The 19,302-nt window shown below is 46.8% G+C and carries 15 protein-coding genes and 4 tRNA genes; 8 read left to right on the top strand and 11 right to left on the bottom strand.

The features are described 5' to 3' along the window. The coding region (locus tag KCO92_RS05905; RefSeq protein WP_104751214.1) for an outer membrane beta-barrel protein at nt 1–589 on the top strand (589 nt) is incomplete at its 5' end. 4 nt (nt 590–593) lie between these two features. On the opposite strand, the gene KCO92_RS05900 is transcribed toward KCO92_RS05905, so the two are convergent. From KCO92_RS05900 to KCO92_RS05850, 11 genes are all read right to left on the bottom strand, one after another. Beyond that, nucleotides 594–1,574, bottom strand: a complete 981-nt coding sequence (locus KCO92_RS05900; protein WP_104695800.1) for an SAM-dependent methyltransferase — start codon at nt 1,572–1,574, stop codon at nt 594–596. A gap of 144 nt (nt 1,575–1,718) precedes the next feature. Beyond that, nucleotides 1,719–2,612 carry a PDC sensor domain-containing protein gene (locus tag KCO92_RS05895; protein WP_104695799.1) on the bottom strand — a complete coding sequence of 298 codons (894 nt, stop codon included), beginning with the start codon at nt 2,610–2,612 and terminating at the stop codon, nt 1,719–1,721. A gap of 2 nt (nt 2,613–2,614) precedes the next feature. Then, on the bottom strand, nt 2,615–3,250 hold the full coding sequence (locus KCO92_RS05890) for a hypothetical protein (protein ID WP_104695798.1): 636 nt from the start codon (nt 3,248–3,250) through the stop codon (nt 2,615–2,617). An 8-nt stretch (nt 3,251–3,258) separates the two neighbouring features. Then, nucleotides 3,259–4,911: an ABC transporter ATP-binding protein gene (locus tag KCO92_RS05885; RefSeq protein ID WP_104695797.1), complete on the bottom strand. Its 1,653-nt coding sequence runs from the start codon at nt 4,909–4,911 to the stop codon at nt 3,259–3,261. A 3-nt stretch (nt 4,912–4,914) separates the two neighbouring features. Continuing rightward, nucleotides 4,915–5,115 carry a copper-binding metallochaperone CopP gene (gene copP, locus KCO92_RS05880; RefSeq protein ID WP_104695796.1) on the bottom strand — a complete coding sequence of 67 codons (201 nt, stop codon included), beginning with the start codon at nt 5,113–5,115 and terminating at the stop codon, nt 4,915–4,917. Then, nucleotides 5,105–7,282: a heavy metal translocating P-type ATPase gene (locus KCO92_RS05875; RefSeq protein ID WP_104695795.1), complete on the bottom strand. Its 2,178-nt coding sequence runs from the start codon at nt 7,280–7,282 to the stop codon at nt 5,105–5,107. The genes copP and KCO92_RS05875 overlap by 11 nt, the downstream gene beginning before the upstream one ends. Continuing rightward, nucleotides 7,282–7,983, bottom strand: a complete 702-nt coding sequence (pssA, locus tag KCO92_RS05870; RefSeq protein WP_104695794.1) for a CDP-diacylglycerol--serine O-phosphatidyltransferase — start codon at nt 7,981–7,983, stop codon at nt 7,282–7,284. Before pssA ends, KCO92_RS05875 begins: the two co-directional genes overlap by 1 nt. 9 nt (nt 7,984–7,992) lie before the next feature. After that, the gene (gene ftsH / locus KCO92_RS05865; protein WP_104695793.1) at nt 7,993–9,900 is read right to left on the bottom strand and encodes an ATP-dependent zinc metalloprotease FtsH; all 1,908 of its coding nucleotides are present in this window, start codon (nt 9,898–9,900) and stop codon (nt 7,993–7,995) included. A gap of 8 nt (nt 9,901–9,908) precedes the next feature. Further along, a complete protein-coding gene (locus KCO92_RS05860; RefSeq protein WP_104695792.1) occupies nt 9,909–10,817 on the bottom strand; it encodes a 50S ribosomal protein L11 methyltransferase in 909 nt (302 codons plus the stop codon). 20 nt (nt 10,818–10,837) lie between these two features. Next, complete coding sequence (locus tag KCO92_RS05855; protein WP_104695791.1) at nt 10,838–11,212, bottom strand: chemotaxis response regulator CheY; 375 nt, start codon at nt 11,210–11,212, stop codon at nt 10,838–10,840. Between the two features lie 70 nt (nt 11,213–11,282). Continuing rightward, nucleotides 11,283–11,894: an XRE family transcriptional regulator gene (locus tag KCO92_RS05850; RefSeq protein WP_104695790.1), complete on the bottom strand. Its 612-nt coding sequence runs from the start codon at nt 11,892–11,894 to the stop codon at nt 11,283–11,285. Between the two features lie 172 nt (nt 11,895–12,066). On the opposite strand from KCO92_RS05850, the gene KCO92_RS05845 reads away from it, so the two are divergent. The 7 genes from KCO92_RS05845 to KCO92_RS05815 all read left to right on the top strand — a co-directional run bounded on the left by KCO92_RS05845 (nt 12,067) and on the right by KCO92_RS05815 (nt 18,739). Beyond that, nucleotides 12,067–12,143, top strand: a tRNA-Pro gene (locus tag KCO92_RS05845). Between the two features lie 19 nt (nt 12,144–12,162). Continuing rightward, a tRNA-His gene (locus KCO92_RS05840) sits at nt 12,163–12,239 on the top strand. Between the two features lie 25 nt (nt 12,240–12,264). Beyond that, nucleotides 12,265–12,341, top strand: a tRNA-Arg gene (locus tag KCO92_RS05835). 1 nt (nt 12,342) lies between these two features. Then, nucleotides 12,343–12,419, top strand: a tRNA-Arg gene (locus KCO92_RS05830). Nucleotides 12,420–12,520: 101 nt separating this feature from the next. Further along, the gene (locus tag KCO92_RS05825) at nt 12,521–16,063 is read left to right on the top strand and encodes a proline dehydrogenase family protein (RefSeq protein ID WP_104695789.1); all 3,543 of its coding nucleotides are present in this window, start codon (nt 12,521–12,523) and stop codon (nt 16,061–16,063) included. Continuing rightward, entirely contained in the window at nt 16,053–17,528 is a 1,476-nt protein-coding gene (putP, locus tag KCO92_RS05820) for a sodium/proline symporter PutP (protein WP_104695788.1), read from the top strand. Before KCO92_RS05825 ends, putP begins: the two co-directional genes overlap by 11 nt. A gap of 2 nt (nt 17,529–17,530) precedes the next feature. Next, nucleotides 17,531–18,739 carry a molybdopterin molybdotransferase MoeA gene (locus KCO92_RS05815; protein ID WP_104695787.1) on the top strand — a complete coding sequence of 403 codons (1,209 nt, stop codon included), beginning with the start codon at nt 17,531–17,533 and terminating at the stop codon, nt 18,737–18,739. The last annotated feature ends 563 nt before the right edge of the window (nt 18,740–19,302 follow it).

The raw sequence follows: 19,302 nt of genomic DNA, 5'->3' as shown, positions 1-19,302 counted from the left end.
CCTCCCCACCGTCAAAGCCCCCACCCGTCCCCTCATCACCATCACTAACAAAAACCTGCAAAGCCGCTCCGTGCAATTTGGGGTGCAATTAGAGGGAGGGTATCAAAAGTATTTCACGCCCTTTGTGGGTATCGCCTACTATGGCTATTTTGGCTACCGCTACCTTTACATGGACAAGGCATTGAGCGCAGCGATTCGTGCCAATAATGTGAACCGTTATAGTCTTGGTGTGGGTGCTAATTTACTCTTTAATGTCTATAGCAAAATTAGAAAGCCTAAGATGGGAAGGCGCGCTAAAATCCAAGCCTATGGCTTTTTTGCTGGGTTGTTGGGCATGTTTCATGTCTGGACGGCGCAATTTTCCAGTGCGAGCGCGGCACAAGTGAGCAATAACGCTAATATCAACGCGACCTTTGGCATTAGTGTGCGCGTGGATCGCTTCAAATGGAGCCTGGGTGTGCACATGCCCCTAATTTCTCAAACCCGCACCCTGATGACCCCTACAAGTCTCAATGGTTATGAGAGTTTAAAACTTGTAGATAGTTATAAAAGTTCCTCTCTTTTCATGAATTTCACCCAGATTTTTTAGAGGTTCATGGGGTGAAGTTGGCCATAATGAGTGCCTTAAAACGCTCCCCAAAACCACCGGGATCAATGAGCGCGCGGGCTTTAAACGCCTCTTTTTGATAGGTTTCAAAAGGCATATGGGCTGCAAAAAGTTCTAAAAGTTTTGGCAAACCCATGTGTATGAGAGCTTGGGCTTGGGTGCCATAAAAGAGAGTAGAGGCCCCCAACTGGGTAAAGATACTCTCTAGGTGCTTGAAATCCACATCGTAGGTGAGATCCACGCGCTGGTAGAGTTGGGGCAGATTTTCCAAAATATCTGCAAAGTCCAAGACTCGATGCCGCTCGTATGCCCGTAGGTCAATTTCCTCACGCTTTCCATATTGTCCGTAGTCAAAACTTGCAATCGCCCACTGGGGCACGCGCTCAAGAGCTTTGATCAGGGTGTGGATGTAGGGTTGCCAAGATAGGGGCACACATCCCTTAGATTTTTCTAAGACGCAATTTTCACGCCACAGAGGTTTGAAGTGCGAATCGATGTGGAGCATTTGCCCATCTTGGATAACTTCACATGGAAAACTATCCCACAATTCATTGCAATAGATAAATACACTCTGTGTAATGGGCAAGTCTAGGGGATTGCTAACACATTGGAGCGTGATACCCCTTTGGGCCAAATGTGCCTGCTGTGCGGTGCGCAAATGTTCTAAAGGTTCTAAAGTTATGAATTGCGTGTGTTCTAAAACCCCATGACTGAGGGCACGCAAAAAAGAGAGGATATCGCCTAAAAGTTGCCCCTGATGTGCGCCAATCTCTATCACACTTAGGGGAAGGCTGAGTTTTTGGTTTTCCAGCAAATCCAAGAGATAGCAGGCCAAACTTCCGCCAAAAAAGGTGCTCGCATTAACAGAGGTGTAAAAATCTCCATGCACTCCTATCTCTGCTCGCGTGTAATAGCCTCCCTGTCCATAGAGCCATGTATGCATTAAAGTGCCAAAAGACTGGAGCATTCAAAAACCTACTTTGTTCAATCAAGACACACAAGTATACAAGATAGTCGCGATAATTTGCTCTTCCTCAATGCGTTCCAATGCTCTTGCATGCTAAAAGCACTTGAAAGTCTAGTCTATTTTTTGAGCTAGAGTCTTGCCAAATCAATTCTTTGCTGCGCCATAAGCGAATTTGACATAGATGGCTAGACTGATGAGCAAAATAGACACCCCACCCGTTAAATAAACAGCATAAACCAGCTTGCTGGGTTCACTAATGCTAAATTTCAGCACCAACATCAAGGCCTCAATGGCTAAGGCAATGATGATCGAGCCTAGAAAGCGAATCATGGTGCGATGAATTGCATGGTGGTTATCCCCGCTATTCTTGCCTAGCACTTCTTCCTCAAAAATTACCTTGACCAAGTCGATAGTGGCTAAGGCAAGTGTCAACAAGACGATGGGGTGAAACACTTCTTTGACATCAAAATTATTGAAATGGATGAGCGCATCATAAAGTGTAGAAATACTCTTGACAAAGAGCAATAGTGCTACAAGGCCTAACATCACGGAGATGGAAAAATACATCACCACACTGCCTTCAGCAAAAACCTTATAGTGCTTGGATGAGGAGCTCAGCGCGATAGCCATTTTGATTGGAATGTGCATACAGACCACACAGAAGAGCTCATTTTGACTATTGTAAATGGGGTAAGCTGCCGTTACCACTAAATTACGATTGTGGCGTGTGGGATAGGGATTGGTCAAAATACAGCGCCGTTCCTGAATGGCTTCGTGGAAATAGCCGTATTCGGGCGAATTTTCTGCAAAGCTATTTTTGATCGCCCCTCTATCATCGAGCAAATTCCCATTCACATCTAAAATAAAAAAATCCTCTTTAATGCGCACCTCTTGTTTAATACGAGCCATGGCAATTTGAATATACTTAAGAGTGGGCTCTTTGAGATAATTTTTAATATTTTGAGTTAGAAGGTAGGACACATAGGCGTAGAGTTCATTTTTAACCTTGATATATTCACTCACATCTTTGGACAGCATGCTTATTCTTTGTAGAGGTGATTGATCTGCGTCTCTAGGGTCTGTAAACTCTGTTGGTAAAGTTTGTTGAGTGCCTCTATCAGTGCGATGTTATAGCGTTGTTCATCACTGGCATGGGCACTAGGATCGCTATCCAAAGGGTTAGCCCGCCACACGGGTTCTAACACTTGCACATGCACCTGCACCCCACAGGGGAATTGATCACCCCCTACACATGTGAGCTTTAGGGTGCTCTGAGCACGCAGCATGCGCAAAACACGCACAGGATCGACATATTCATTGCCCGTAGCTTTGAGCATGGCCTTCGTGTCTTTAAGTGTGGAAGGAGTGTTTTCAAAGACAAGGCGCACGCTTCCACTCAAATGTGCATGAGGGGCATTAGGGGTTGCACTATACCCTAAGTGCACTAAAAGTGCAGCACCATCTCTTTGTAGGGCTTGGATATACTTGCGTTGGTAATAATGCGGGATAAAATCTTTAGAAAAGCTAATATCTGGAGTCTGCAGAACAAGCCCTCCCTTAAGGGGTACTTGGGGCGATGCGCTTTTATAGTGCAATTGCAGGGATGGCTGACTAAAAACTCCATGGGTACACCCCACACATAACACAAGAAATAAGGGAATCCAAATCAGGCGCATGAACCCTCCTAGGAAGTGGTGCGACTTTCTTGTAACTTGCCATGCGCAAGCACGCAGACACGATCAGCGATCTTCAAACTCTCACGATTATGTGAAATCATGATCACAATGCGATTTTCTCTAAGTTCTGTGATGGTTTGGTAAATGCCCTCTTGTGTATGGCTGTCCAAAGCTGAAGTGGCCTCATCAAAAATTAACACACTTGCCCTACGATAAAGGGCGCGCGCAATGGCAATTCTTTGGCGCTGTCCTCCGCTTAAATTAGCCCCAAACTCTTCTAAGAGAGCCTCTATGCCACCCATTGCTTGCACAAATTCTAAGGCCTGGGCTTGTTGTAGACAATCTAGCACTCTTTGAGGCTCGATTTCCTGACCATAGGCGACATTTTCTGCAACACTCCCGCTGAAAATAAAGACCTTTTGAGTTACTACACCAATTTGATCGCGCAGACTCTTTTGCTGCAAAGACGCAATGGGCATGCCATTAATTTCAATCTCTCCATTTGTAGGCTCATAAAGCCGTAAGATCAAATTCACTAACGAGCTCTTCCCACTCCCACTTTTGCCCTTGAGCGCGGTAATCTGATTGGGGTGCAATTCCAAACAAACATCTTGCAAGGCTAGCCTATCTGCACTATAGGCAAAATTAACATGTTTGAATACGATGCGCTCAATGGGTTTTTCTAATACATGCGTGCCATCTACAATGGGGCTAACCCGTTCTAAAATCTCATGGATGCGCTCCCCTGCAACTAAGGCTTCTTGAAAACTCGAGGCAATGCGCACGAGGCGCTTGAGTGGGGTATAGAGCATGAAGAGTGCGGTAATAAAGGAAAAAAATGCCCCCACGCTCAGATGTCCTGCGATCACCTCTCGCCCTCCCGAGTAGATCACCAAAGCGATGAGCAAAGAACCCAAGAATTCCATCAGAGGGGAGGAGATTTCTGCATATTTAATGCTCTTTAAACTGATTTGAAAAAATGCCTTGTTTTCCTTTTGAAACGCTTGTAATTCGAGCTTTTCCCCATTGGAGGTTTTGATCACTTCAATGCTATGAAAAATTTCTGACAATCTAGCCGTCATGCGCGCGTTAGTTTCTTGGTTAACCTTAGAGAGCTTTTTAACTTTTTTGATGATTTTACTGAGCGGAATGGCCGCAAAAAACAAGAGCAATAACCAAAAAGCCAGTCTAGGGCTTTGGTAAATCACCACACCTATTAAACCTATGACAGTCAAAAATTCTCGGATCGATTCGGCCAAATAGTTGGACAAACTCGCGCGCACTAACGCGATGTCGTTGGTAATCCTAGCGATCAACTCGCCTTTTTTGGTACGGTTAAAAAAGCCAAGTTCCATTTGAAGCAAATGTTCCAGCATGCGTTTGCGCAATTGTTGGATAATGTCCAGTCCGATGTAGTTGGTAAAATAGGTTTGGATATAAATCCCCCCGCTCTTACCCAAGTATGCTAAAATGACCAAGAAGGGCAAGATAGCCAGCATGTGCGCATCTTTTTTGATAAAGATTTCATCTAGCGTGGGTTTGACTAGATAAGTTCCCCACGCCGTGCTCAACGCCACCACTAGGGAGGCAATTAACACCACTGCAAAGCGCGCGTAATGCCCTTGAATATAAGGATGGAAACGCTTAAAAAAGAGTTTCACACCCTAGCCCAGAGTATAACCCGCGTCTAAAATAGCTTCGGCAATGCTCTCTTGGCTAGCAGGTGGGTCAAATTCCACGCACACTTTCTTGTTCTCCACACTTACCTCAATATGCTTCACGCCTTCTAACTCTCCTACAAAGCGCTCGATCTTGTCCACGCAGTGATTGCATGTGATCTCTGGCACTAACCATTCAGCTTTCATAACTTGCCTTAATTTTGAGATGGATTCCTCTGAGTCGCTGCGCGTTTAGCACCACACTTAGGCTGCTCAGGCTCATCGCTAAACTCGCGAGCATAGGACTTAGCATGATGCCTGCTTTGAATGCAACACCGCACGCTAGGGGAATAGCAATGGCATTATAGCCAAATGCCCAAAAGAGATTTTGCTTAATATTGGCGATGGTAGCCCGACTTAATTTAATCGCATTTTCCACAGCTACAATTTCATTGTTAAAACTGACCACATCAGCCACTTCTAAACTCGCATCGCTCCCTCGTGCCATGACCACTGCTACATCGCTGCGTGCCAGTGCAGGCGCATCGTTCATCCCATCTCCCACCATCATGACCACTTCCCCCTGAACCTTGAGTTCCTCAATCTTAGCCAGCTTGTTTTCAGGGCTGGCCTGCCCGATACCCGTGCTCATGCCAAGCTCTTGGACCAGGGCCTGCACATTGTCGGCGCGATCCCCACTTAAAAGCATGGTCTTAATTCCCAGTGTTTGCAAACGAGAGATATCTTCTTTAGCATGAGCCTTGGGCATGTCTTGCAAGATCAGTGCCCCCAAAATATGATCACTCTGTCCTTCAATACCCACAAACACCCAAGTGCCCGGTGTGTCTAGTACAAATGGATTAGGTGTGTTGAAAAATTCCAAATTCCCCACCTTGATCCATGTTCCCTCCACACACCCGCGCATCCCTAGTCCTAGGAATGCGCGCGCCTCCTTAACCTCTTTAAACACCACATCTTGTGCTTTGGCATACGCGACAATGCCCTGTGCTAACACATGTTCGCTGTGGGCTTCCACGCTGCTAGCTAAGCAGAGCACATCGTTTGTGGAGATTCCAGGAATGGCCACAACCCGTTGGACTTGTGGCTTGCCCTGCGTGATTGTACCCGTCTTGTCAAAGACCACACAATCTACCAAGCGAGCCTTTTCCAACGCCTGCGCATCTTTGAAGAAGAGACCTAAGTGGCTCGCTTCCTTGTGTGCCACCAAAAGGGACATCGGAGTGGCTAGACCTAATGCGCAAGGACACGAGATGACTAGCACGGCAATGAAAACCTCCAAAGCGTGGGCAAAATTGCTCAAAAAGAACCACACTCCAAAGGCCACACTGGCAATAGCAATGACAGAGGGCACAAAGATTCGCGCGACCTTATCAGCCAATCTGGCAATTTGTGCCTTAGAACCTTGCGCATCGCGCACTTGCTGGGCAATCTTTTGCAGAACGCTTTGCGCGCTTGTATGGGTGGCGCGGATTAAAAAACTTGTAGTAGTGTTGAGCGTCCCTGAGAAGACATGCGCACCCTGAGATTTGTAAATAGGCACACTCTCACCCGTGAGAGTGGATTCGTCAATTTCCCCCTCACCCTCAACTACCACCCCGTCTACGGGGATCACGCTCCCGGGCAAAATCTTTAAGACATCGCCCACCTGCACGCGTTCGATCAACACTTCAACAGCGTTGCCCTCCTCTACGCGGAGTGCACTTTGGGGTTGTCTGCCCAATAAGCCTTCCATGGCTGCTAGTGCCTTATCTTTAGAAGCATTTTCAAGGCGTTTGCCCAGCATGACAAAGAGTAAAATCACGCATGCGCTCTCAAAGTAATACCCTACTTGTGTGCCCTGAAATGCTTTGCCTAGCAACACCACACTATAAAGAAATGCGCTACTAGTGCCTAAGGCTATCAGGCTGTCCATATTGGGTTGGCGCTCCCATAAAGATTTAAAGCCTCTAATGTAAAAATGTCTGCCTGCATGCATGACCAGTAAACTTAATAAAGCTTGCAAAAATCCACTTATGAAGCTATTGTGCAAAATAGCAGGTAGTAGTGCGGGCAAGTGCATGCCCACCATGGAGAGATACAGTACACCCAAAGTAGCGGGCATGGCAAGCCATAGATGGGACTTTTGAACCTTGGGAGGAGGCAGGCTCTCTTTAGGAGAGTAGCCCAATTTGGTGATCATTTTAAAAATATCTTCAAGGCTAGCATGCGCGGTGTCATAGACCACTACTGCGCTTTTACTAAGCAAATCCACCCGCACTTCTTGGATAAAATCCTTGCGCTCCAAAGCGCGTTCAATCCCACTTGAACACGCGCTGCAAGTCATACCTTCGATGTAGAAACGCACCTGTTGCATTAATGTTTCCGTTTTAATAAAATCTTGCTCATGACAAAGATCCAACGCACGATGCCGTAACATAAATAGGCAAACATAAAACTACTCAGCACCTCTAAGGGATAGATAAAAACAAGCAAGAGAAAAATTAATAAGACGATGAAAAGCTTGAGATTCCAACGGACTTTTTTGAAATTGGGATAACGGATATTGCTCACCATCATCACTCCCAAAAACACGATATAGGCAAGCATTAAATGTCCGTGTTGGGCTTTAAAGAGACCATACTTGTGATCGAGTAAAATGGCTAGCACGACCAAAACCGCTCCAGTGGGAATGGGAATGCCGATGAAAGAGTAGGGGTCTGCGGTTTGGGTTGTTACATTGAAGCGCGCTAAACGAATCGCTCCAAAGATCACAAATAGGGCACAAGCCGCCATTCCTACGCGCCCATAAGTGTGCCCGACATAAAAGTAAGCAATGATACTAGGAGCTGCCCCAAAGGCCACTACATCGGCCAACGAGTCAAACTCTAAGCCAAACTTGCTGGTGGTGTTAGTTAAGCGGGCAACACGCCCATCTAGGCCGTCCAAAACCAAGCACACCACTACAAACCAACACGCGCTCACAAAACTCCCCCGGGCGGCATAGAAAACCCCCATCATTCCTAAGAAAATACTGCTCGCCGTGAATAGATTGGGAAACAGATAGAGAGGTTTAATAGAAAATCCTTAGCTCGCGTGTTCTTCTAAGGGAACCAAACGGGTTTGCAGTTTGTGAGCCACTTCATACTCGCTAATGATTTCACGCACGCGCTCGCCCGTGATGACCTCTTTTTCAAAGAGCTCATCTACCATCACTTCAATGGCATCTTTATAATCGCTCAAAGTTTGCTTGACATGAGTGTAGCGTTCTTCCAAGAGTTTTTTGATGAATGCATCCATCTCCTCGGCCATCTTTTCGCTAAACTCTCTTCCTCCTCCAAAGCCCCCGCCTAAGAACGAATTGCGCTGTTTTTCTAGCACCATTAGCCCACTCACATCGCTCATGCCATAGTAACTTACCATGCCTTTGATGATGTCAGTAGCCCTCTCCAAATCGTTGCTGGCTCCTGTAGAGATTTCATGCAAAAAGACATCTTCAGCGGCGCGCCCACCCAAGAGGACATCGATTTCAGCGATGAGCTCGTGTTTTTGCATCAAATACTTGTTTTCTTCGGGAGTGTTAAGAGTATAACCTAGAGCCGCCATGCCTCTGGGAATGATAGAAACCTTATTGACCCGCGCAGAGCCCTTGGTCATCTCAGAAATGACAGCATGCCCGCTCTCATGGTAAGCCACGATCTTTTTCTCCTTAGGAGAAATGCGCCGACTCTTTTTCTCCAAACCGGCAATACCTCGCTCAACCGCTTCTTTAAGATGCTGCTGTTTGACTTCCTTTTGGTTGTTACGCCCGGCTAAAAGTGCGGCTTCATTGATGATATTGGCCAAATCCGCCCCTGCTAATCCGGCAGTGAGCTTGGCGATTTCTTGCAAATCCACATCATTAGCCAATTTGACAGGCTTGATATGCACCTTTAAAATCTCCACGCGTCCGTTAAAATCAGGCTTATCTACTAGAACTTGGCGATCAAAGCGTCCTGGTCTGAGCAGGGCGGGATCCAGAATCTCAGGGCGGTTGGTGGCTGCTAACACAATCACGGGCGCATTTTCTGAACCAAAGCCATCCATCTCCGCTAAGAGCTGGTTCAAGGTTTGCTCCCTCTCATCATTCCCACTGACCATTCCCCCGGCTGCCCGACTTTTCCCGATTGCATCGATTTCATCGATAAAAATAATGCTGGGGGCCTCTTTTTTAGCGATGTCAAAGAGATCACGCACCCGACTTGCCCCCAAACCTACGAACATCTCAATAAAACTGCTCCCCCCCATAGAGAAAAAGGGCACACTGGCTTCTCCGGCCACCGCTTTAGCCAACAAGGTTTTACCTGTCCCGGGGGGACCCACTAAGAGCACACCCTTAGGAATTTTAGCTCCCAAAGAGGCATAACGATCAGGGTATTTGAGGAAGTCTACAATTTCCACCACTTCCTCTTTAGCCTCTTCATTACCTGCCATGTCATTAAAGCGTACCTTGGGTTTTTCCGCGTTGATGAGCTTTTTAGAACTCCCCATGCCAAAGATACCCCCGCCCATATTCTTTTGCATGCGATTTGCCATAAACATCCACAAACCTAAAATCACCAGTACGGGCAAGAGCCAGCCCAAAATATCTGTGAAGAAATTCGACTCACTAAAGCCCGAATAATTAATTTTCTGTGCATCTAGGAGGGGAACTAAAGAGAGATCGGGAACCCTCTTAGCCACATAGATAGTCTTGGTATTACCCTCCTTACTGGTGGCCTTGATAAGAGTTTGACCAATGCTTACATTGTCCACTTCTTTGTTTTCGATCAACTGTTTAAGCTCGTGATAGCTAACATTTTTAGTACTAGTTGAGAGAAAACGATCCCCAAACCCGCCCTCTGTGCTCATCATACGCACACCAATGATGGCAATAATAATGAAAATCAAAACAAGCAAGAGAGGGTTTTGCAACAAGGGCTTCTTGGGGTTAGGATTTTGCGATCGATTGTCCATAGATATCCTTAAGAGTTAAAATGCCTGCACAGAGTCAAGCACACCCATTCATTTTCTTGGTCTCTGCGCAGAAGAGTAAAATCTTTTGCATAAATTGTATATACTTCATTCTCTTGGGTGTCTAAAATACCTGACAGGAAGAGCAGCGTGCCCTCCTTGCTTACTTTGAGTACATCGGCATGCATTTGCACGATCACATCCGCAAGGATGTTGATCACAATGAGATCGTAATATGTGCCAGGAGGAATGACCTGGATAGAGCCATGCCATAGACTTACACATTCCAAATGATTACGCGTAAAATTCTTCTGAGTTTCTGCGATTGCTAGCGAATCAGTGTCGCATGCATGTGTCCGTGCTCCTAACTTGGCGAGTGCCAAGCTCAAAATCCCACTCCCACAACCCACATCTAGGCTCAGTCGACCTTGCATATCCAGACGCGAAATCTCTTGTAAAAGCAAGCGAGTGCTCTCATGCCTGCCCGTGCCAAAGGCCAAGCTTGGATCAAGGAGCAGTGGCATCAAATCTTCGCGCTCCTGTGAGCTCCAATTAGGGACGATATGAAATCTCCCGCAAATGATGGGCTTCACACTCCGCTCATAGGCCCGCACCCAATCCAGGTTACGCTGCGAGCTGCTATGGTGGTAAAAGCCAATAGCAGTGTCCAATCTCTTAGAGAGCACACTACAGAAATCCTGCACGCACGCCAAGAGACTCTCAGGAGGCGTAGTGGAGTAGATAATAAAACCTCCCCCAGGAGGCTTTAGGGGAGTTTCTCCGAAGTAAGAATAGTCGAGGGAAGGAGGCGTGTCGATTTCCTCAATGGCATCCTGCGTGAATTCCAACAAACAGTGGGCGAACAACTCAGGATAATGCGTGGGCAAGACAAAGGTTTTAAAATAAACATCCGGACACACGCGCGCTACAATCCTCTACTTCAATCATTCGTTCCCAACACCACTTCCAGCTTCTCCTTGAGAACTTGGGGCGTGAAAGGTTTCACGATGTAGTTATTCACCCCGGCCTTAAGTGCGGTGATCACCTCCGCCTTGCCCCCCTCTGTGGTGATCATAATGATGGGCAGATCCTTAAACCGCCCGTCCGAACGCACTTTTTTCACTAAATCCAACCCATTCATCTCTGGCATATTCCAGTCTGTGATGAGTACACCGGTTGTGTCGTTGCTATCTAGTTTTCCCCAAGCTTCCACCCCATGCTCGGCTTCCATGATATCCTCATACCCCAAGCGTTGCAGGGTATTCTTAATGATCCGTCTCATGGTGGAACTATCATCTACAACTAAAATTTTCAATCTCGCTCCTTGGTCGACTTAGTCGCACAAACTACTCGCGCATGTTAGCATATTTATTGCGCGCCTATCTTTAAAAACTAAAAGTATGCAAGACGCCTATGACGCGTCCCAAAATGGTGATATCATCCAAACTTTGCAGATGAATGGGTCTGTAAATAGAATTGTCACTAATTAGGCACACCTCTGGGCGTTTGCACAGACGCCTCACATAATATTCTCCATCTAGGTTGACAACATAAATAGCCCCTTCATAGCAGCTTTCATCATTTTGAAAGAGCAACAGATCTCCCTCCTTGATCAGCGGCTCCATAGAATTGCCCACAGCTTGTAAAAGCCCTAGGTGTTCTGTGGAAGTGATCCCAAAATGCCTCTTGAGAAAGGTTTTGCTCTGCGGAAGAAATACCGTATTATCATCCCGATTCTCTTGAGGTGAATAGGTCTTGCTATCCTTGACATAGGGCACCATCACGACATCTTCCACCTCTCTATGTGTAGATGTAAAAAAATGTAAATCTGTATTGAGTGCGTTGGCGAGTTTTTCCAAAGTATCTAAAGTGATATTGCTTTTTTGCTCGCTCTCATAACGCTTGATACTCTGCAAGCTTACACCGCATTTAAGGGCGAGTTCTTCTTGGGTTAAATTGTTTGCGTTTCTAAGTTGTTTTAGCTTCTCTTTCAACATGTGAACTCCTCTCATAGCAATGTATTGCGTGAAAATCTATACAACACTAGACTTAAAATATGGCTAAAATGAGAATAGATTTCTCTATAGCTTGCATGCCTAACACCAATAAACCATGGAGTGCTTGACAAAACCTTAAGAGTATGCTATAGTGCCTATTTGTCAAAACTTGCGGGGCGTAGCGCAGCCTGGTAGCGCACTTGGTTTGGGACCAAGGGGTCGAAGGTTCGAATCCTTTCGCCCCGACCATGCGGTAAAAGGCTTTATGGTGGGTGTAGCTCAGTTGGTTAGAGCACCAGATTGTGGTCCTGGGGGTCGTGGGTTCAAGCCCCATCATCCACCCCATTTCTTAAAACTCCGTTTTGACTTAGCGTTTGTAGCTCAATTGGATAGAGCACCAGACTTCGGATCTGGGGGTTAGGGGTTCGACTCCCTTCAGGCGCACCATGCGCTTGTAGCTCAGCTGGATAGAGCAACGGCCTTCTAAGCCGTAGGCCGCAGGTTCAAGTCCTGCCAAGCGTACCATTGTTACTTAATGGGACCCCCTCGCATTCTCGATTCTGCTTTGCGTATTCTCATTAACCCAAGTATCTTATACTCAAAGCTACTATCCACTTGGAGTTATTATGCAACAGCCTTCCAACGATTTGGTCCAGTCGGCTTTGAGTCTTGCCACCACGCTGCAAACTAGAATCAGCGAACATTTAAGCCAAGAAGAGAGAACTTTTCATAGTAAGATGCAAAAACTCTTGGATAATCCCAGTAACAAGGTCATGCTCATTGAGCTCTTGGATCGCTCTTTTCGCTGCCAGGACAACTGCGCCCGTTTCCATCTCATCGAACACACCCTCAAAAAGTATGGCATTGCAGATTTCTTTAGCCGTTTTGAAAAATTTCTTCTCATGGGCTTCTTGCATATAGGCAAGTTCATCCCCTCTATGAGCGTACCATTTTTTGTGGACAAAGTCCGCAATAATGCCCAAGCAATGGTTTTAGATGAGAAAAGTGAGGTGCTCAAACGCACGATTGAACAGCGTGAATCCGAACAAATTGTTTTGAATGTGAATTTGATTGGCGAAGAGGTGCTGGGAGAATCAGAGGCGATGTATCGCATGCATAAATACCAAGAGGCGATCAAATCTAGTTATATCAAGTATATTTCCATTAAGATCACCACTATTTTCTCCCAAATTTACCATTTAGACTTTGAATATTCTAAGGCAGAGATTGTCAAACGGCTGGACACCCTCTACGCGCTCGCCCTCGAGCAAAAGGAGCAGCATAGCATTGAAAAATTTATCAACTTAGACATGGAGGAATTTAAAGATTTAGAACTCACCATCGCAGCTTTTATGGAATCCATCGCTAAATTTCCTATCAGTGCGGGAATTGTTCTGCAAGCCTATATTCCAGATTCCTACGCATACCTCAAAACTCTAGTCGCTTTTTCTAAAGAGCGCGTGCTCAACGATCTCCCTCCCATCAAGATTCGTTTTGTCAAAGGCGCTAACATGGAGAATGAAGAAACCCTTGCCTCCATCAAGGGCTGGGAATTACCCACCTTCTCAAGCAAACAAGACACCGATTCGAATTACAATAAGATGTTAGAATATGTTTTGAGCGAGGAAAACTACAAGTATATTCATATTGGCATCGCCTCGCATAACATCTTTGAAATAGCCTATGCTTACACCCGTATCCATGCCCTCAACGATCCTCTTGCCATAGCCAACTTCAGTTTTGAAATGCTAGAAGGCATGAGTGTGCAGGCTAGTCGTGAAATCAAAGAAATGCACCAACTCATCCTCTATGCTCCCGTCTGCGACGCGGCGCACTTCAACAATGCTATTGCCTACCTCGTGCGTCGTTTAGATGAGAACACAGCGCCAGATAATTTCATGAAAGCCTTTTTCAACCTCCAAGTGGGATCGCCAGAGTGGAAAGATCAAGAACAGCGTTTTCTAAAAAGTTTGGAAGGCATGAAAACACTTAGCAATCACACACGCCGCACCCAGGACCGCAACACCACTCCCATAGGGCAGAGCACTTACCCCGAGCACCCCTTTAGAAATGAAAGTGATACAGATTTTACCTTGCGTGCCAATCGGGAGTGGGCACAAAGAATTGTAGATAAAGCCCGCAACACCCCACCCATTGAGCTCTCCCCCGTTGTGCTCAAGGCATGCGCACCCGAGGGGCTTAAGCGTTTAGATGTCTTTGACAAGATTGAACATCGAAAAATCGCCGCCGTGTTTTTAGCCGATGAGGCGATCATGAAAAGCGCCTTAGAACTGGCTCAACAAAGCCATTTCCCCCAACGCCCCTTGAGGGAGATCCATGCTATCTTGAGCCAAGTGGCACAAAAGTTCAGAGAGAGGCGTGGGGAGCTCATCGGGCTTAGTGCTTTAGAAGTGGGCAAGACCTTTGCAGAAAGCGATGCGGAGGTGAGTGAGGCTATCGATTTTTTAGAGTTTTATCCCCATAGTCTGCAAACCCTCTTGAAAGAGTATCCCCATGTCAGTTTCAAACCCAAAGGGGTGGGCGTGGTGGTTGCACCATGGAACTTTCCCATTGGAATTTCGGTGGGGAGCATTGCAAGCGCGCTAGCGGGGGGCAATGTGGTCATTTACAAACCTTCTAGTCTCAGTGTAGTAGTGGGGTATCGCTTGTGTGAGTGTTTCTGGGATGCGGGGGTGCCCAGAGATGTGCTCATCTATTTACCCTGTCGTGGTGGCGAGCTCAGTGCCCATTTGCTCAACAATTCGGCTGTGCATTTTGCCATTCTCACGGGCTCTGAAGAAACGGCCTATGAAATGCTCAAGGCTAATCCCACTCTGCACTTGAGCGCAGAAACGGGGGGCAAGAATGCCACCATTGTTACTAAAATGGCTGATAGAGAACAGGCGGTGAAAAATGTCGTCCATTCCGCCTTTAGTAACTCGGGGCAGAAATGCTCGGCCACCTCTTTGCTCATTCTCGAGGAAGAGGTCTATGAAGATCCTAACTTTAAAAAGACACTTGTAGATGCCACAAACTCCATGAGTGTGGGCGATCCTTTGGAATTGCACCATAAAATTGGCACTTTGGCAAGCACGCCCAGCTCTAAGGTGCGCAAGGCCCTAGACCACGTGGAAACGCACGAAGAATGGGTGCTTAAACCCGAATTTATCGATGATAACCCCTATCTGATGAAGCCCTGCATCAGGTACGGCACACAGAAGGGTGACTATACCTACAACACGGAATTATTCGTGCCTTTGCTCTCTGTGATGAAGGCTAAAGATCTCAAAGAAGCCCTAGAGCTTGCCAATGGAACAGGCTATGGTCTCACAGCTGGGCTAGAGTCCCTAGATGAGCGCGAATGGGAGTATTTTATAGAGCACATTGAGGCGGGCAATATCTATGTCAACAAGCCCACGACGGGGGCCATTGTCCTACGCCAGCCCTTTGGGGGAATCAAAAAATCTGCCGTAGGTTTGGGGCGCAAGGTAGGGAGCTATAACTACGCCCTGCAATTTGTGCACATTGAAGAGCACAGCACCCCAACCCCCCCCGCTGACGCACATCTGCCCTTTATACAGATCCTAGAAGCCTTTAGCGCGCACCATGCCCATGCCTATGAGGACCTCATCGCCTTAGCACGCGACTATGCTTACCACGCACAACACACTTTCAACACCCCTACAGAATTCATCCATGTGCGGGGCGAGGAAAATTACTTTAGCTACACCAAAGTGGCCAATGTGGGGTATCGCGTGCGCGCAGAAGATGAATTATTGGAACTCTTTAGTGTAGTGCTAGCATGCGCGGTGTGTAACATTCCCCTTACCATCAGCGTAGACAATTCCCCCACTAACCCTCACTTTAACCTTTTGCTAGAATGCCTAGAGGGCATGCAACACCACTTCAAACCCAGTGTTTTTTATGAGAGTCTTGAAGAATTTAGCGCAAAATTGGGTGGCTTTGTGCGTGTGCGCTATTTTGGTCAAGGTTTGGACGCGCTTTACCAAGCCAGTGCGCAGGCAGGGATTGTCTTAGCCAATGCCAAACCCCTGCGCTGTGGGCGTTTTGAATTGCTCAACTACTTTTTAGAAAAATCAGTCAGCATCTCCTACCACCGCTATGGCAATCTGGGCGCGCGAGGTCTAAAGGCTAAGCATGCACATTAGCTACCAAATTTTGAGCGTTTTTATTCTCTATTCTGCGCTGATGCTCTTTATTGGATTTTATTTCTACCGTAAAAACGAAACCACAGAGGATTATTTTTTAGGCGATCGTTCCATGGGACCTGTGATCAGCGCGTTGAGCGCGGGGGCAAGCGACATGAGCGGGTGGCTCTTAATGGGCTTGCCCGGAGCCTTGTATGTGGGAGGGCTTGTCAATAGCCATATCGCCATTGGGCTGACCATTGGGGCTTTCATTAACTGGTCTTTGGTGGCTAAACGCCTCCGTGTTTACACAAGCGTGATCGCCAATTCCATCACTATCCCTGACTATTTTGAAACCCGTTTCAGCGATGACAAACACATCTTGCGTCTCATCTCTGCCATTGTTATTTTGATCTTCTTCACTTTCTATGTGTCCTCAGGGCTAGTCAGTGGGGCCAAACTTTTTGAAGCGACTTTTGGGGTCAAATACTCCAATGCGTTGATTGTAGGCACACTCATCATCGTTACCTACACTTTCTTTGGAGGGTATAAAGCGGTTTGTTGGACCGATCTCATACAGGGTCTTTTGATGATGGGAGCTCTCATTGTCGTCCCCTGCATGATGCTCTACCATTTAGGGGGTTTTGGGGCGAGTTTCGAGGTGATCGCTCAAATCAAGCCCGGAAATCTCACATTCCTGCAGGGCACTTCTATCGTGGCCGTGATCTCCAGTTTAGCATGGGGTTTGGGTTACTTTGGACAACCCCATATTTTGGTGCGCTTCATGTCCATTCGTTCCATCCGCGAGATTCCTAAGGCGACCACGATTGGCATTGGGTGGATGGTTATCAGCCTAGCAGGCTCATGCTTGATTGGACTCCTAGGTGTAGCCTATGTTACCAAGTTTAATTTGAGCTTGGCCGATCCAGAGAAAATTTTTATCCACATGAGCGCGACCCTCTTTAATCCATGGGTGAGTGGGGTGCTTTTAAGTGCTATTCTAGCAGCTGTGATGAGTACCGCTAGTTCACAATTATTAGTTAGCTCTTCTACCATTGCCGAGGATTTTTATTTCAAGATTTTCAACAAACAAGCTCCCGTAAAAACTCTTATGGCCGTGAGTCGTGTGTCTGTATTGGCAGTGGCTTGTGTGGCTTTTTTCATTTCCACAGATCGGAATGCAAGCGTCCTTAAAATTGTTTCCTATGCGTGGGCGGGTTTTGGAGCAAGTTTTGGCACGGTGATCCTCTTTTCGCTCTTTTGGGAGCGCATGACGAGGCTAGGGGCTATCATGGGCATGGTCTTTGGGGCGGGCACCGTGATTCTCTATGATCAATTTGGCAAGAGTTTCTTAGATATCTACGAAATTGTGCCCGGATTCGTCGCCAGTGCAATCGCCATTGTGCTGTTTAGCCTTATGAGTTCTGTGCGCCCGGGCACTAAGGACGCGTTCAAGAAAATGCTCCATGAAATTCAAAAAGGATGAAGATGAAACACCCTTTAATGGAATTTGACGACGCGCTCGCATTGAGTTTAAATTTGGTCAAATCTGTGCCGGATACAGAGGAAGTTGCCCTAGAGGACGCCCTGGGGAGAGTCTTAGCTCAAAGTATCTGCGCGCGCGAGCCTTCACCTAAAGCAACTAACTCGGCAATGGATGGTTTTGCCATGCGCCTAGAAGATGTGGGTAAACTCCTAAAAGTTACACGCATAATCTATGCAGGGCAGAGTGTGGAAGGCGTGCATATCAAGGCAGGCACTTGCGCTAGGATCATGACAGGGGCGCTTGTGCCTGAAGGGGCGGACGTTGTCGTGCCTTTTGAGGAGATGGATTTTTTCGATGACGAGCAAGCCCAAGCTCCCAGTAAGAATTACAAACAAGGGGCAAATATTCGCACGATGGGTGAAGACATTCTTGTTAACGAAGTGATCGCCCATCAAGGAGAGAGGGTGCATGCGGGCAAAATTGCCCTATTTGCCTCTCAGGGCATGGCACGCATGCGTGTGTTTAAGCGGCTTAAAATTGCCATTTTTAGCAGTGGTGATGAGGTGGTAGCCTTGGGAGCTCCAGCACAAGCCCATCAGATTTATGATAGCAATGCCCCTATGCTCGTCTCTCTACTGAAGAGTCATGGGCATGATGCCTTCCATGCAGGCAAACTTAACGACGATTTAGAGAGTCAGCAAGAGGTCATGCAAACATGGGGGAATTACGATGTCGTAGTGAGTAGTGCTGGAGTGAGTGTGGGAGATAAGGATTACTTTAAAGAGGCTCTCTTAGGACAGGGTGCAATCATTCACTACCATGGGGTTAATCTCAAGCCCGGCAAACCCATCATGTTGGCTAGTTTGGCACACCGCCCTACTTTTGTCTTTGGCATGCCAGGCAATCCTGTAAGTTGCATGCTCACTGCGCTCACTCTAGTTCTGCCCATGCTAGACAAACTCGCAGGGGCGCGCACACGCTACAATATGTTGCGCGTGCCTTTGAGTGAACACTTGTTTTTCAAGGGAAGGCGTTTGCATCTCGTACTGGGCTGTGTAGAACAGGGGGTGTTCACTCCCTATCGCCACAATCGCTATGGTTCTGGAGCCATCGACGCGCTGGGGGCGTGCAACGCACTTGCCCTCATTGCGCCCGGTGTGTTAGAGGTCCGTGAGAGTGTGGATGTGCTGTTTTACTCACTTGCGCCGTAAAGCCCCTAGCTTTAGCTATGGGGATATAAGGCATCTTTTGTGCTACAACAGTCCTTCGTAGAGTTGGGGCATCAACTCTTGGAGTAGAAGTTGTAAGACCCGCTTGTGGGCGGACTTTGATGATACTAGAATCCCCTACTTTAGCTATAGGGAGTATGTCAATAATTCCTAAAAACCCTGAGATTTAGCCATTAGCTTCATCAAAGCCTTTCTAGCCCCGTGACTTCAGTATCTTTGAGGGTTTCTTTAACAACATAGTCATTGACCTCAGTATTCTGCTCTAAGATGACCTGTTTCTGTTGCTCTAAGCCCCTAAATTTTTATCATAGCTGTATGCGTCATCGTATCTATAAAAGAATATAGGATAACCTACCTCCGAAGTAATTTAAGACTCTCCGGCAGAAACCCCACTCTAGCAAATGCGTCGCATTTGTTTTAGCGAGTGGGATGAATGCCTTCAATCCTTGATTTTCTATGTATCTTTTGATGGTTTGCAGTTTTGAACTTGATGATTGTGCTTGCTATCTCTATTCCCATACATCTTCAGCAGTTTTGATAGCGCA

The sequence above is a fragment of the Helicobacter salomonis genome, from assembly GCF_017979425.1.
Taxonomy (GTDB): Bacteria; Campylobacterota; Campylobacteria; order Campylobacterales; family Helicobacteraceae; genus Helicobacter; species Helicobacter salomonis.
This window is presented reverse-complemented; position numbering and strand designations above follow the sequence as displayed.

Coding starts and splice junctions, on each gene's coding strand:
- KCO92_RS05875 (WP_104695795.1), bottom strand. CDS start 7,282: ATGCAACAGGTGCGTTTCTACATCGAAGGTATGACTTGCAGCGCGTGT.
- KCO92_RS05850 (WP_104695790.1), bottom strand. CDS start 11,894: ATGTTGAAAGAGAAGCTAAAACAACTTAGAAACGCAAACAATTTAACC.
- KCO92_RS05900 (WP_104695800.1), bottom strand. CDS start 1,574: ATGCTCCAGTCTTTTGGCACTTTAATGCATACATGGCTCTATGGACAG.
- KCO92_RS05895 (WP_104695799.1), bottom strand. CDS start 2,612: ATGCTGTCCAAAGATGTGAGTGAATATATCAAGGTTAAAAATGAACTC.
- KCO92_RS05825 (WP_104695789.1), top strand. CDS start 12,521: ATGCAACAGCCTTCCAACGATTTGGTCCAGTCGGCTTTGAGTCTTGCC.
- putP (WP_104695788.1), top strand. CDS start 16,053: ATGCACATTAGCTACCAAATTTTGAGCGTTTTTATTCTCTATTCTGCG.
- KCO92_RS05815 (WP_104695787.1), top strand. CDS start 17,531: ATGAAACACCCTTTAATGGAATTTGACGACGCGCTCGCATTGAGTTTA.
- ftsH (WP_104695793.1), bottom strand. CDS start 9,900: ATGGACAATCGATCGCAAAATCCTAACCCCAAGAAGCCCTTGTTGCAA.
- copP (WP_104695796.1), bottom strand. CDS start 5,115: ATGAAAGCTGAATGGTTAGTGCCAGAGATCACATGCAATCACTGCGTG.
- KCO92_RS05890 (WP_104695798.1), bottom strand. CDS start 3,250: ATGCGCCTGATTTGGATTCCCTTATTTCTTGTGTTATGTGTGGGGTGT.